A 14109-nucleotide genomic window follows, 5' to 3' on the forward strand; every position below is an offset into this window, starting at 1 on the left:
TTCCTTCCTCCTCTCTAGCTCACCGTGTTGAAATCGAGGGTAAGACATTGATTATTTTCAATTGTCAACTGGTTCATTTTATTGATATGCCCATAACTCCAGTAGGAAGACAAGGCTCTGATCCAGGCTCCATGGCCGAAAACGAGGAGGTTGGGTACCTCGCTGTACTTCTCAAGGAAACGGTGAATTCGAATCTCCAAATCCGTTACTTTCTCTCCTAACACCAATGATGACGGGTGCTCTTCCCAAGCTTTTCCCAATTGTCCAATCAAATCGGATTTTGGCTTTCCCTCAAAAGAGCCAAAGTCAAGTTCATCGAGAAGGCATTCTGTTTTGGCACTATACCCATATTGTTTTGCCGTCTCCTGAGTGCGCTTTAAGGTACTGGCCAAGACACAATCGAAAGGTTCCAATTGGCTAAGGTAAGATTTATTTTCGAGAATTTTGTTCCTGATATCTGGTGAGGGCGGTGATATTCCGATATCCCGCCTTCCCTGAAGCCATGTTTTTTTATTCCACTCAGTGGGCAGGTGCCTGATCAAGGTAAGCTGCATTTGTTTCCTCCAGATAGAAAGTTTCACTGCGCAATCCACAACGCTGGGCTTCAAGCACAAGTACATCATCAAGTTTGACATTGCCGAGATTAACGTTTGGCCCGATGGTGTTAATAAAATACATTTGATGCTTAGCAGTAGGTGCCTCGAATATCATCTTCCTGCAATCCAAACCCTTCACCAATTCCTGTATCAGATTGGATTTGACGTCTCCATTTGTTCCGTAGATGCCTGCAGTCCCGGAGTCACGGCCTTCTGTTATGACATATTCACAGCCAGCCTCCAGAAACAGCTGGATTTCTTCTTTCCAAGCTGAAATCGGCATGTCTTCATTGCCATCTTTCGAACCAACTTCAGCTATAACATAAAAATCTTCCTTAGCTTGGGAAATAATATCAAGGCGCTCTTTGATAGGAATATCCAAGGTCCCATTGGATATTTCAACCCATTCAATTCCCAGTTTACGCAAATAAGAAAAGTATTCAGGGATTTTGTTCTGGTAAAAGCATTTTTCGAACAATGTCCCGCCGCAATATGGTTTAATTTTGTATTCCTTGTAAAGGTCTATTTTGCGCTGCAGGTTGGGGGTAACATAAGCGGAACCAATGCCAATCTTTGCTATATCAATAATATGGTGATAATCTTCCAGAATTTGCTGCAGACGGCCCAGCGGCGTGCCAAAATCGGCAATGGAAGTCAGCCCGTATGTTCTGTTCCCGGCTGTTCTCATTGGTAATTGTAAAAAGTCCATAGGGAAAGCGCCCTCCTCTATTTTTCTAGGATAGACTATTCAATATCTGGGCGAGTGTGTAAATAATGGGCTTTTACCAAGGAAATTAGGCTTTTCCGCTGAATAAACTATGAGCTGTTTTCACACAATAGGAAAGCTTATTCTTTCAGTTAGGGGTGCTTTCATTGGCAAAGCAAAAAAATAAAGGGATGGCGATTTTAGCCATTAGTTCTATACCGCTTATCCTTGTGCTAGGGAATTCCATGCTCATCCCCGTCCTTCCGAAAATGAAGGAAGAATTGGGGATTAGCCAATTTGAAGTCAGCCTGGTGATTTCTGTGTTTTCAATTGCCGCAGCCATCTCCATTCCAGTGCTAGGGTATTTGTCTGACCGCTTCTCCCGAAAAGCCATTATCATTCCTGCACTGATTCTATATGGAAGCGGGGGGCTTTTAGCGGGAGCTGCAGCTGCATGGTTCTCAAATGCCTATACGTGGATTCTGGCAGGGAGGATCGCTCAAGGAATTGGTGCAGCTGGAACGGCACCTATTGCAATGGCCCTTACCGGAGATTTGTTTAAGGGAGGAGAACAGAGCAGGGTATTGGGGTTGGTTGAAGCTTCCAACGGGTTCGGAAAAGTAATCAGCCCAATTATTGGTTCCTTGCTGGCACTTCTGTTCTGGTATGCCGCCTTTTGGGCATTTCCGGTTTTTTGTCTGGCATCCGTGCTTCTCACCATTTTTTTCATCAGGGAAAAGAAAGCGGAAAAAGAACCTCCACCTGTTGGCAAATATGTAAAAGGTCTTGTGTCCGTGTTTAAAACAGAAGGCCGCTGGCTTTTTGCCGCCTATTTTACAGGCGCTGCCTGCCTTTTCACCTTATTTGGTATCTTGTTTTATATTTCCGATATTTTGGAACGGGATCATCAGATCGATGGTGTACTGAAAGGCAGTATTTTAGCAATACCGCTCCTGTTCATGACCACTACTTCTTATATAACAGGCAGTAAAATCGGCAAAAAAATGGGACTGATGAAAGCACTGATCGTTATCGGGCTGCTGCTGATGACGGCATCTTTCGCATCACTTGTGCTTTTTACCAGGCTAGTGCCGTTCTTTGCCGTCCTTGTTGTCAGCAGTATTGGTACCGGCCTTGTGTTGCCTTGTATCAACAGCTTTATCACAGGCTCAGTCCCAACCGACCGCCGGGGATTTGTTACCTCATTATACGGTTCAGTGCGATTTTTGGGGGTAGCGATCGGCCCGCCGGTATATGGAGCGTTGATGGAATGGTCGCGACCCGGCATGTTCCTGGCGACTGCAGGGTTGACCTTGTTCGCTGCACTGTTAAGCCTGGTGCTTATCCATGTGCCGAAAAAGGAAAAAGCTGAAGGAAGCGATAGCCTATTTGAAAAAATGCAGCTCACTTAAGGAGTGGATGATATGCAAATTTATTTTTCACCAGAAGTAATCACCCCTCATTACCAAGTTTTGAATGTTGTAGACCCCCATCATAAGGCCGTAGGAAATGTAGCTTTCCTGTTTGATGAAAAAAAGCTGTTTGTATACGGAATCTTGGAGGAGGAAGGGGTAGGCGAAGACTTTAGGGACCTTGTTACACCTTATATAAAAGGATTGGCCAAAGCAAAGCCGGGGCTGGATATTTACTCCTGCCTTTATGTAGGATGCAAAAAGATCAAGCTTAAGGATGAAGAAAAGGAATAACAAGCAAGGCCAGCCGATTCGGTATGGCCTTTCCAATGGAGTGAAGCGATAGCTCCACTTCTTTTTTTTGCGTAAGCCCATTAGGCCTAAACTGGGTCACAAGGCCATTAACCATTTCATAATGTGAGATAGGCAGAAAAAAATGGTTAGTTTGGAGCGTGCACCTAATGAGTATGGGAATAATAGTTATGGGTTTGCTCATCGGATTTATGGTCGGCTTGACTGGTGTAGGAGGGGCAGCCCTGTTGACACCCATTTTGGTATTGTTGGGGATAAATCCTGCAATAGCGGTTGGAACGGATCTTGCTTATAACTCGGTCACAAAATTTTTTGGCTCCATTCAGCATTGGCGCCAAAAAACAATCAACTTTAAATTGATGAAATATTTAGCGATTGGCAGTATTCCAAGTGCAATAGTGGCTGTTTTCATGCTTCAGTTGTTTGACTCCTTTTTTAATAACCAGGAGGAAATCATAAAGCATGCCTTGGGATATGTATTGATACTGGTGGCTCTCACCACCCTGTTCAAGACGTTTCATAAGGAGAAGTTTGAGTCCAACTCATTACAGATGAAACCTTTGAAAGAAAAAAAGGGACTTACAATCGCAGTAGGGGCCGTCCTGGGTTTCATCGTCGGTCTGACTTCGATTGGTTCAGGATCGATGTTCGCCCTTGCAATGCTCTATCTTTACCGGCTGAAGGCATCAGAACTGGTTGGAACGGATATCGCTCATGCCTTTTTCCTTGTGACGGCTGCAGGCATTATGCATGCCGGGATAGGCAATGTTGATTTTATGCTGATGTTCAATCTATTAGTCGGTTCTGTTCCCGGGGTGCTCATCGGAAGTTCACTGTCAGCCAAGGTTCCGGCCAAACCCTTAAGGACAATCATGGCTTTAATGATCCTTATCAGTGGCTTCAAACTTATATAAAAGATTCGCCATCCATTGCGATGGCTATTTTTTATTGCCAGAGTTTTCTTCTTCCTGAAACTGTTCCAAGCCTTATCCGCTGTTTCATTATCTGTTTCATTATGTTCCGATACGGAACATGAAACACTTGAAAAATAACTCAATCGTAGTGTTTTTAATGGTTTTAATCGTTGGCACGATAATTGCATTATTCATTTATTAAATATTGAATAATGTGAATGCCAAAGGAGAGATTCTCATGTTTAAAGAAAAAATGGATTTGCGCCTTCCAGGACCGGTACAGGTGCCAAAGGAGATACAAATCGCCATGCAGCGGAGTTTTGACCATCCGATGATGGATTACCGCAATCCAGCGTTCCAGGAAGTGCTGCAAGAGACGGTTGAAAAATCAAAGATGATATTCCAGACAAAGAATTTGGTTGTCCCACTCACGGCGAGCGGAGCCTCGGCCCTTGAAACAGCGATCATCAATACAGTGGGACCGGATGACACCATTATCCTTTGTATTGTAGGTTATTTTGGTGAATATTTACAAGGTATTGCCAAACATATTGGCTGCAAGGTTGTGCGGGTTGAAGCCGAATGGGGCGATATTGTAGATCCCGAGGAGGTAAGAAAATCTCTGAAAGAGAATCCGGAAGCTAAAGCAGTATTTGCTACCCATTGCGAAACATCGACTTCGGCACTTAATAATATTAAGGATATTGCTGCAGTTGTAGGTGAAACGGATGCCCTTTTCCTTGTGGATGCTGTAAGCTCGATTGTCGGAGCACCTCTTTATATGGACGAATGGGGGATTGATATTGTAGCGACAGGAGGGCAAAAGGCGTTAATGCTGCCTCCTGGCCTGGCCCTGATTACCATGAGCGACAAAGCGTGGGATGTTATTGACGGCCACCAGTGCCCATCCTTCTACTTTGATTTAAAGCTTTACAAAAAAGGATTAGAATCAGGAGTTGGAACTCCGTACACTCCAAACATTGCGCTAGTATGCGGATTGCTTGAAGCCTGCAACATGATTGAAAGAAGCGGCGGTTTGGAAAGCGAGTACAAAAGACATGCTGCGTTAAGGGATATGACTCGTGCAGGAGTCCGCGCCCTCGGGCTTGAACTGCTGGTCGAAGACCAGGCAGCAAGCCCGACACTTACAGCTGTCAAGCTGGAAAACGCGGATGGGTTCAGGAAAATGTTGCGGGAAGAGTTCCATATAGCTCTAGGCGGAGGCCTTGGAAAGCTGAAAAACAAGATTCTCAGACTGGGACATATGGGATACACAGATGCCGCCGACATGCTGAAAATGTTTGCAGCCATGGAATTGGCACTCAAGAAGAGCGGGTACCAAGTGGAGCTGGGAGCAGGTGTCTCAGCAGCTCAGCGCCACTGGCTGGAACATCCTCATTGCTGATGTTCAATGGGAGGCTGAAGGAGTGAATTATATTGAGAGAAGCATCTCATTGAAAGCTGGTCTCAGTCGGGTTATCCCTGGAGAACGTGTCACCTTCGAGCCTGACTTTCTATATCTTTCAAGAAGAATTGCCGAGGCTGTACTTGAAAAGGCAGGTGAGGGGGAAACTCCTGCAGCTTTTCAGGCCAATCTTATCCTGGGGTTTGACTATGTTCCATCTCCCGCATGGAGCCGCCTATTTGAAGATAGTCCTCATCAGATTGTAGAAGAACACGAGTTTTCAGAGATTGCAGTGAGCTCAAAATCAACAATGCTGGTAGCAGGTGCAGATGTGCGGACAGGAGCAGCGGGTGCAATGGGATTGATTCCAATCCTCCTGTCTCCTGCAGCGTCGATTCAATGCCTGTTGACTGGCAAAGCGGAATGGACAATCCCTGATACGATTTATATTGAAATACACTCTGGCAGCGGATGGACACTTGATACCAAAGATTTGGCCGAGTATCTTTCTGGCTACTATAGGGATGGTTTAGTCGGTTGTGGAGTTATTATTGGCGGAGACGCCATCTGCGGGATGGACAAGAGATCAAAGGTTGCTCTTTTGGATTCTCTTTACGGAATGGGAGCCAGCGTTGCCGTCTATTCACCTAAGGGTGCAATGGGGCAGGTGGAAAGTGCCATTAAAATCAAGTATTACACTTTGCGAAAAATGAAACGATCTTAAAAGCTTCATTGATTTTCAAATTTTCTTAACATTCATAAATAATAGTATAAAATAAAGATAAAATCATTGAACTGTTAAGAAAAAAGAAAATTAGGGGTGTCCATATGTCGAGGATTGCCATACTTTCTCCAATTGATGAAATGATACCGGTAGCAAAAGAAGCCTGCCGGAAAACCGGTGAAAACCTTATAGTTAAAAAAGTGAATTTTGATGAGGCAGCTTCCACCGCCAGAGAGCTTGAACAAGCTGGAATCGAAGTTATCATCAGCCGGGGGATGGCGGGGATAAAAATCATTGAATCCGGGATTGAGATACCTGTGGTCCAAATACCGATTACTGGCTATGATTTGCTCCGTACGATCATGGAAGCGAGAAAATTGGGAGAGAACATCGGGATTGCAGATACCCCGGATATTCTCCAAGGGGTCGAAACAATTGAAAAAACCTTAGGTTTTACAATTGAGAAATATCCGGTTCATTCTTTAAGTGAGGTGGAAGCCGGGGTAAATAGCCTCATTGGCCGCAATATAGATGTACTGATTGGAAAAAGCGTGTATGTAAGCGAGGTCCGTGGCTGCGTTCAAACTGTAATCCTCTCATCGGGAATTGAATCATTGATTCAGGCCATCAATGAAGCTAAAACGTTGCTCGAAGTCAGACGAGCTGAAGTTAAAAGGACAAAACAGCTCCAGGCTATCCTCGATTTTATTGCCGACGGTGTGATGGCAGTTGATGGAGAAGGGACAATAACAGTTTGCAATCCTTCCGCCCGTAAGATCTTGAACCTGCCAGAAGATGAGGTTATTGGAAAAAACATTGATCACCTATTGATCAATTCACGGATGAAGAAAGTCATCTCGAGCGGGAAAGAAGAACTTAATAGGATTCAGGAAGAAAATGGAGTTAAAATCATTGCCAACCGAATACCTATTCGCCATGAAAATAAAGTGTTCGGAGCGGTTTGCACTTTTCAGGAGCTTCAAAAGCTTCAGCAGCAGGAACAGGAAATCCGTAAAAAACTGCTCCACCGAGGTCATATCACGAAATATGAATTATCCAATATTGTGGGAAAAAGCACCAGTTACCAACAGGCCATCGAGAAAGTAAAAAAATATTCCAAGGTTGATTCGACTGTTCTCCTTACAGGGGAAACAGGGGTAGGGAAAGAAGTATTTGCCCATCTAATCCATAGCCTCAGCAAACGCAGTGAGGGCCCATTCGTTGCCGTCAACTGTGCTGCAATACCCAAAAATTTGCTGGAAAGCGAATTGTTTGGCTATGTCGAAGGCGCCTTCACAGGGGCAAGAAAAGGAGGAAAAACCGGACTGTTTGAACTCGCTCATCAAGGAACCATTTTCCTAGATGAAATTGGCGAATTGGCTGAACCCGTACAAGCCCAGCTTCTCCGTGTCCTTCAGGAAGGGGAAGTGATGAGACTTGGGGACGAGAGGGTCATTCCAATCAACATCCGTGTCATTGCTGCATCCAACAGGGATTTCGATCAAATGGTGGAGGAAGGAAAATTCAGGGCGGACTTATATTATCGCCTTAATATCCTTGATATCCAGATTCCGCCATTGCGGCAGCGAGTGGAGGATATTCCTCTTCTATGCTCGCATTTTATCGATGAACTGCTGCCAAACATCCAAAAGGAAATGCTTAAATTTGACGAAGAGGCAATGGAGATGATGCAAAGCTACCATTGGCCTGGAAATATACGGCAGCTGCGGAATATCGTTGAACGCTGCATGATTCTTTCTCAGGGGAAAGTCATCGATAAAGGTACTGTTCTGATGGCAGGAGGAAAGGATTTTGTCAGCCAGAAATCCCAGAAATCGGCCGATATTGATGCACCAATGGAAAACGGCAGGCTCAAGGAGTATGAGCGTGAATATATAGTTGAAGTTTTAAAGAAAGTGAATGGTAATAAAACAGAAGCGGCCAAAATCCTGGGGATAGGCCGGACAACGTTGTGGCGGAAAATCAATAACCAGTAAAGGAGAATAAAGATGAACGAAACAATAGAACGAGCTCCTTTGGATGAAAAAGTCATTTCTCGTTTACGGGAAATCTTCGGTGTGGAAAGGCTGTTGACCAGTCAGACCGATATGATGACATATTCTTACGATGCTTCCTTTGAGACTCAGCTTAATCCGCAGAAGCCCCAAGTCGCAGTTATTGCTCTTTCAACACATGAAGTTAGTGAATGTGTAAAACTGGCCAATGAATACAAAGTGCCTTTATATCCAAGAGGAGCAGCAACAGGGCAGACTGGCGGGGCGGTATCCACCAAGGGCGGAATTATGCTGGACCTTTCCAGGATGAACCGCATCCTTGAAATCGACCATCAGAATATGCAGGCCATTATTGAACCTGGTGTGATCCAGAATGACCTCAATCTTGCCTTGAAGCCATATGGTCTCCAATTTCCGCCAGACCCCGGAAGTGCCAATATGTGCACGATTGGCGGGATGGTTTCAAATAACTCCAGCGGGCTCCGGGCAGTTAAGTATGGAGTGACCAGGCATTATGTACTAGGTATGGAAGTCGTGCTCCCCACAGGTGATGTTATTGTTACAGGCGGTGCCAAATCAAAAGCATTAAAGTCCGTTTCGGGCTACGACCTTGCCCATTTGATGATCGGCTCTGAGGGTACGCTTGGCATTGTTACTCGACTCCGTCTTAAATTGCTGCCGCTGCCGGTAACACGGGGAATTGTACTCTGTTCGTTTGAACGTTTGGAATCTGCAGGCGAAGCGGTAAATGCAGTTTTTTCTTCAGGGCTGCAGCCTTCTGCCATTGAAATCATGGATTTCAACTGTATAAAAGCAGTCAATATGATGAAACCGGAATTGAATTTGCCAGTCGATAATGAAGCTGTTCTTGTTTTTGAGGTAGACGGAGCAAAGGAAGAAGTAACTTCCCAGGTAAACCGCCTGAAAAAAGTGGTTGAAAAATATGCAACCCACCTGAAGTTCAGTGATGAACCGAATGAATGCGAAAAGCTCTGGCAGGCGAGGAAACTGGTGGGAGCTGCAGTAGGGCTGTTAAAACCCGGCGGGTTCCGGGTTTATGCCGGCGAGGATATTTGTGTTCCGATTTCCCGTTTGCCTGAAACACTAAGGGAAATTCATAATATTGCCGAGAAATATGGAATTGTATGCGGCATTTATGGTCATGTCGGGGATGGAAACATGCACACTGGCCCTGTTGTAAACAGCAGCAATGAGGTTGAAATGGAAAATGTCCAAAAAATGGTGGAGGAAATCCACCAGCTTGCAATCAGAATGGAAGGAACCACTACGGCCGAACATGGAGTCGGTATCGTCAGAGCCAAATATATGGACGTGGAGCATGGTCCAGCGATGGAAGTCATGCGGGCGATAAAGCGGACCCTTGACCCCAATAATATTCTGAACCCGGGGAAAATGGCCCTGCCAAACTAGTATGAAAGAGAGGTGAGAACCGTTGAAGGTATTAACCCCCGAACAATCGATGATGACATGTGTGCGATGCGGCGCCTGCCGCAATGTATGTCCCACTCTTAACATAACCGGCCGCGAGGCAGATGGGCCAAGAGGAAGGGTTTTAATGGCCAGGAGCATGCTGACTGGTGAAATTCCAGTTAACCAGGAAATTAAAGATCAGCTTGACCGTTGTCTTCTTTGTTCAGCATGTGTGGATGCATGTCCTATGGACGTGCAGATTCCTGATATTGTCATGCTGGCCAAGGAGCAAATTGCCGCAGCGACTGAAGCAGGTACTTATCATCAGCCTGGCGTGAAACTAAACACCACACACAATGATATAAAGAAAACTCCAGCTCCACTTCGAAGCGTTAGAGATTTTATGTTTGAGAAGGTGCTCTCAGATCAAAAAAACCTCAACCAAGTCGGGAATCTATTATGGTTTTACCAGAAAAGCGGGCTGCAGTCCCTTACTCGAAGCCTTGGAATACTCAAGTTTTTCCCGGAACAGATGAGGCAGATGGAGCGAATAATGCCGGAAATCCTTCCGCCATCAAAACGGAAGCCGCACATGGAATTCACCCCCCGAGCCAATCGGAAAAAAGAGCCAAAAGGGCGGGTTGCCTTTTTTCAAGGGTGTATCATGGATGTCATGTTCAGGAGGACCAATGATAATTCCATTAAACTTCTTTCCAAAACAGGATTCGATGTTGTAACGCCAAAGGACCAGGGCTGCTGTGGGGCACTTCATCATCATAGCGGCAAAAAAGACAAAACGATCGAACTTGCAAAAGCCAATATTAAGGCATTTGAAAAAGCAGGAGTGGATTATATTATTACAAATGCCGGCGGCTGCGGTGCTGCACTTGTGGAATATGTGGATTTATTCCGAGATGATCCGGCCTGGCTGGAACGGGCCAAAGTATTTTCTTCCAAAATTAGAGATATCAGCGAAATTGTCCATGAGAAAGGAGAACTGCCTGAAACATCTGGGAAGGGTGAAAGGGTTACATACCAGCCTTCCTGCCATCTTCAGTATGTCATGAAGGTCAAGGACGCCCCTGTCAAACTGGTTAAAACTATCCCAAATACAGAGTATATGGAGCTGCCTGACAAGAAATACTGCTGCGGGTCGGCTGGGATTTACAATATACTGCAGCCTGATCTTGCAAATAAAATCCTTGACCAAAAGATGGAGAAGGTAAAACAAACGGATTCTGCAGTCCTGATTACCTCCAATCCTGGATGCTATTTGCAAATGAAGCTGGGGCTACACCGGGAAGGCATGGAAGCTGAAATTGAGACCAAGCATGTGGTGGACTATCTGGTGGAATCCATTGAAAGAGCAGAAAAACAGGGTCATTAAAAAGTGGAAAGTGTGCATATGGTTATATAAGGAATTACCCGTGAAGGGGAGTAGCGTCAGGTACAAACCTGAAACAAAGTCGTCAATACATGGTGCAAGCCATCGGCTTTGTTGGCATAGTCACTATGCTCAGCGAGACCTTTGCCTATTTGGCAAGGGTCTTTTTTATATCCTTTATAAATGAAAATATGGAGGTAGACAGATGGAATTTGATTTTATTACTGCCCTGCTGACAATTGTTGTTATTGATTTGGTACTTGCAGGAGACAATGCAATATTAATCGGTCTGGCGGCGAGGAACCTGCCGAAATCACAGCAAAAAAAGGTGATTTTATGGGGTTCCATAGGAGCTATTGTCATTCGTACCATTGCTACCCTTGCCGTGGTCTGGCTGCTTGCCATTCCAGGCCTTCGTCTGGTAGGAGGGTTGTTGCTGGTGATGATAGCGTATAAGTTGCTGGTAGAAGAAAATGACCATGGCGGTGTTGAGGCTGGGGAAAGTTTCTGGGCAGCTATTAGGACGGTGATTATTGCCGATGCCTTAATGGGACTCGATAATGTATTAGCCGTTGCAGGGGCATCGCACGGCAATTTCCTTCTCGTGATCCTTGGGCTGATTATTTCAATACCAATTGTCATGTGGGGAAGCACCATCATTTTAAAATGGATAGAACGCTTCCCTGTGATCATTACCATCGGTGCTGCGGTTTTGGCATGGACTGCTTCAAAAATGATTGTGGCAGAACCATTGGTAAAAGGGCTGTTTACAAATGGCTTAGTAAAATACGGTTTCGAACTTCTGGTTGTTGCTGCAATAGTGGGGGCCGGCATCTACAAAACAAAGAGTACGGCAAAACAGGCTGCTTTACGAGAAACAGAGGTACTGGTAAGAGCAAAATAAGCAGAGCGACGGTGACCCAACGAGTTTTGGGTTGCCTTTTATTTGTAAATAACCCCTAGTGTAAGAAATTATTTTTATCTTAATAATAGTTTGACATCGTAAAGCGACTTACTTATCATTATCTGTAAACTATACATAATTTAATACAATCCGCAATGAGAGGAGGGGCATGCGATTGGGATTGAATTTTGCAGAGCCATTATATCAGCAAGCCTATAGAGAGCTGAAGCAGCTGATCCTTACCGGCCAGCTTCAGCCTGGGGAAAAAGTCATCATGTCAAAACTCGCTGAGCTGTATAAAATTAGCAGGACTCCTTTACGAGAAGCCCTTCGGCAGCTTCAGACAGAAGGATTGATTATTCAGGACCATACTTGTATGAGGATCGTTACAATTAATAAAGGTGATTTTCTTGACCTTTTTCAATCCAGAATGGTACTGGAAAAGGCCGTTATTGAACTGATTATAGACAAGATACCAGACGAGGATTTTCCAATGATAGAAGAGGTGCTGGCTCAAACAGAAAAAGCTATCGAGCAGGGCGATCCCTATCAAATCCTGGAGCTGAATACCCAATTCCATGAAAAACTATTAAATTATTGCCCTAACCAAATCATGATTCAGCTATTAAATCATGTTCGTTCCTTGCTGTTACTCTACCGCGCTACAATCAATAAAAAAACGAAAAATAATTATGAAATTGTTTATGAACATAAAGAGATTCTGTCTGCGCTGAAATCCAGGGATTTAGAAAAGGCGCTTAGAATGATGGAAGTACATATGGAGAATGACCAAAAAAGAGGGCTGGAAGAATTAAAATAGTGAATGCAGACAAACGTTTAGTATATGCGTTTGTCTTTTTTTATCCTTTTGGAGGAGTCAAATAGCAAAATAAATATTTAAATTTTTAGAAAATTTTGTTGACTTTAAAATGAGCTGTAATTACAATTAATTTGTATCCTGCATCCTGTATTCTGTATACAGTATACACAATAGAGGGGCGGGGGGTTTTTCCAGGGTGAGAAAATTTTCATTTCACCTTGAATTTGACCCGGTCAACAATAACTGATAGGAGGTAATGTAATTGGGTCCTTTAAGAGGCGCAAAGATTTTGGATGCTTCCCAAATTATGGCTGGTCCATACTGTACAATGGTTCTTGCGGATTTAGGGGCAGAGGTGACGAAAATCGAAAAGGTCCATGGGGGTGATGATTCTCGCCAGATGGGTCCTTATATTAATGGAGAATCCACCTGTTTCTTCCAGATTAATAGAAACAAAAAAAGCATCGCTCTTGATTTGAAATCCGCAGAAGGAAAAGAAATTTTTTATGAATTGGCAAAAGAGGCGGATATTATTGTCGAGAATTACCGTCCGGGCGTTACTAAATCGCTGGGAATTGATTATGAAACAGTGAAACAATTAAATGCTGGCATCATATATTGCTCCATTTCGGGTTATGGGCAAACGGGACCTTACTCACATAAAGGGGGCTTCGATTTAGTAGCTCAGGGAATGACTGGTTTAATGAGCATGACGGGCGAGCCTGGAGGGCGTCCACTGAAATCAGGTGTTGCTGTGTATGATATTGGAGCAGGCATTACCGCCACTTATGCCATCCTGGCAGCCTATATCCATAAGCTTCAGACAGGCAAGGGACAAATGATCGATATTTCTCTTGCCGAATGCGGGCTTCCATGGTTTACCTGGGAAGCCGGGGCATTTTTTGCGAATGGAACAATCCCTCAGCCGACAGGGTGGAGACATCGGGTATCCGCTCCATATCAGGCAATTAAGGCACAGGATGCGTATATGATGGTTGGCTGTGCCAATCAGCGAACTTGGGAAAAGTTTGCCACTCAAGTTCTTGAAAGGCCTGAATGGTTAGAGGATGAGCGCTATTTGACCAATACGCTGCGTCATGATCACGTCGAGGAGCTTGAAGAAGAAATAGAGGAAATTACCATACAATATCCAGCCAGCTACTGGATATCGAAATGTGAAGAAGCTGGGGTGCCAGCCGGGCCAATCAATAATTTTGGTGAAGCAGTAAATAATGAACATTATCTAGCGAGGGACATGATTCAGGAACTTGACCACCCGGTTATCGGGAAAATGAAGGTGATCGGTTCACCAACCAAGTTTTCCGACACCAATGTTGAAATTAAGACCCCCGCCCCGCTCCTTGGTGAACATAGTGAAGAAATCCTTAAACAGATAGGATTTTCCTCTGAAAAAATCAGTTCTTTATTGGTAAAAGGAATAGTGAAACAACCTGAGGCTGTAACTGGGTAAAAAAGGAGGAAGAAA

The 14109-nt window shown here is 44.5% G+C and carries 13 protein-coding genes; 11 read left to right on the forward strand and 2 right to left on the reverse strand.

The genetic code is table 11. From position 1 onward, the window contains the following. Window positions 1-14 precede the first annotated feature (14 nt). On the reverse strand, window positions 15-554 hold the full coding sequence (locus tag WQ57_RS07615; RefSeq protein WP_046523158.1) for a histidine phosphatase family protein: 540 nt from the start codon (window positions 552-554) through the stop codon (window positions 15-17). Beyond that, a complete protein-coding gene (locus WQ57_RS07620; protein WP_046523159.1) occupies window positions 520-1305 on the reverse strand; it encodes a phosphosulfolactate synthase in 786 nt (261 codons plus the stop codon). Before WQ57_RS07620 ends, WQ57_RS07615 begins: the two co-directional genes overlap by 35 nt. A 188-nt stretch (window positions 1306-1493) precedes the next feature. Here WQ57_RS07620 and WQ57_RS07625 point away from each other — a divergent pair, with 188 nt between their 5' ends. The 11 genes from WQ57_RS07625 (at window position 1494) to WQ57_RS07675 (ending at window position 14094) form a co-directional block, all read left to right on the forward strand. Beyond that, the gene (locus tag WQ57_RS07625; RefSeq protein ID WP_241481505.1) at window positions 1494-2714 is read left to right on the forward strand and encodes an MFS transporter; all 1221 of its coding nucleotides are present in this window, start codon (window positions 1494-1496) and stop codon (window positions 2712-2714) included. 12 nt (window positions 2715-2726) lie between these two features. Then, complete coding sequence (locus WQ57_RS07630; protein WP_046523161.1) at window positions 2727-3008, forward strand: hypothetical protein; 282 nt, start codon at window positions 2727-2729, stop codon at window positions 3006-3008. Between the two features lie 167 nt (window positions 3009-3175). Continuing rightward, window positions 3176-3940, forward strand: a complete 765-nt coding sequence (locus tag WQ57_RS07635; RefSeq protein ID WP_046523162.1) for a sulfite exporter TauE/SafE family protein — start codon at window positions 3176-3178, stop codon at window positions 3938-3940. A 238-nt stretch (window positions 3941-4178) separates the two neighbouring features. After that, window positions 4179-5345 carry a pyridoxal-phosphate-dependent aminotransferase family protein gene (locus WQ57_RS07640; protein ID WP_046523163.1) on the forward strand — a complete coding sequence of 389 codons (1167 nt, stop codon included), beginning with the start codon at window positions 4179-4181 and terminating at the stop codon, window positions 5343-5345. A 22-nt stretch (window positions 5346-5367) separates the two neighbouring features. Continuing rightward, complete coding sequence (locus WQ57_RS07645; protein ID WP_046523164.1) at window positions 5368-6069, forward strand: hypothetical protein; 702 nt, start codon at window positions 5368-5370, stop codon at window positions 6067-6069. A gap of 104 nt (window positions 6070-6173) precedes the next feature. Next, window positions 6174-8066, forward strand: coding sequence for a sigma-54-dependent Fis family transcriptional regulator (locus WQ57_RS07650; protein WP_046523165.1), 1893 nt, complete (start codon window positions 6174-6176; stop codon window positions 8064-8066). A 12-nt stretch (window positions 8067-8078) separates the two neighbouring features. Next, window positions 8079-9515 carry an FAD-binding oxidoreductase gene (locus WQ57_RS07655; RefSeq protein WP_046523166.1) on the forward strand — a complete coding sequence of 479 codons (1437 nt, stop codon included), beginning with the start codon at window positions 8079-8081 and terminating at the stop codon, window positions 9513-9515. A 22-nt stretch (window positions 9516-9537) separates the two neighbouring features. After that, entirely contained in the window at window positions 9538-10902 is a 1365-nt protein-coding gene (locus WQ57_RS07660; protein WP_046523167.1) for a (Fe-S)-binding protein, read from the forward strand. Between the two features lie 202 nt (window positions 10903-11104). Next, complete coding sequence (locus WQ57_RS07665) at window positions 11105-11803, forward strand: TerC family protein (RefSeq protein ID WP_046523168.1); 699 nt, start codon at window positions 11105-11107, stop codon at window positions 11801-11803. 175 nt (window positions 11804-11978) lie between these two features. Then, the gene (locus WQ57_RS07670; protein WP_052948681.1) at window positions 11979-12623 is read left to right on the forward strand and encodes a GntR family transcriptional regulator; all 645 of its coding nucleotides are present in this window, start codon (window positions 11979-11981) and stop codon (window positions 12621-12623) included. Window positions 12624-12885: 262 nt separating this feature from the next. Beyond that, entirely contained in the window at window positions 12886-14094 is a 1209-nt protein-coding gene (locus WQ57_RS07675) for a CaiB/BaiF CoA transferase family protein (RefSeq protein ID WP_046523170.1), read from the forward strand. The last annotated feature ends 15 nt before the right edge of the window (window positions 14095-14109 follow it).

Source organism: Mesobacillus campisalis (assembly GCF_000986785.1).
Taxonomy (GTDB): Bacteria; Bacillota; Bacilli; order Bacillales; family Cytobacillaceae; genus Mesobacillus_B; species Mesobacillus_B campisalis.

Coding starts and splice junctions, on each gene's coding strand:
- WQ57_RS07630 (WP_046523161.1), top strand. CDS start 2,727: ATGCAAATTTATTTTTCACCAGAAGTAATCACCCCTCATTACCAAGTT.
- WQ57_RS07625 (WP_241481505.1), top strand. CDS start 1,494: ATGGCGATTTTAGCCATTAGTTCTATACCGCTTATCCTTGTGCTAGGG.
- WQ57_RS07650 (WP_046523165.1), top strand. CDS start 6,174: ATGTCGAGGATTGCCATACTTTCTCCAATTGATGAAATGATACCGGTA.
- WQ57_RS07615 (WP_046523158.1), bottom strand. CDS start 554: ATGCAGCTTACCTTGATCAGGCACCTGCCCACTGAGTGGAATAAAAAA.
- WQ57_RS07665 (WP_046523168.1), top strand. CDS start 11,105: ATGGAATTTGATTTTATTACTGCCCTGCTGACAATTGTTGTTATTGAT.
- WQ57_RS07655 (WP_046523166.1), top strand. CDS start 8,079: ATGAACGAAACAATAGAACGAGCTCCTTTGGATGAAAAAGTCATTTCT.
- WQ57_RS07620 (WP_046523159.1), bottom strand. CDS start 1,305: ATGGACTTTTTACAATTACCAATGAGAACAGCCGGGAACAGAACATAC.
- WQ57_RS07635 (WP_046523162.1), top strand. CDS start 3,176: ATGAGTATGGGAATAATAGTTATGGGTTTGCTCATCGGATTTATGGTC.
- WQ57_RS07640 (WP_046523163.1), top strand. CDS start 4,179: ATGTTTAAAGAAAAAATGGATTTGCGCCTTCCAGGACCGGTACAGGTG.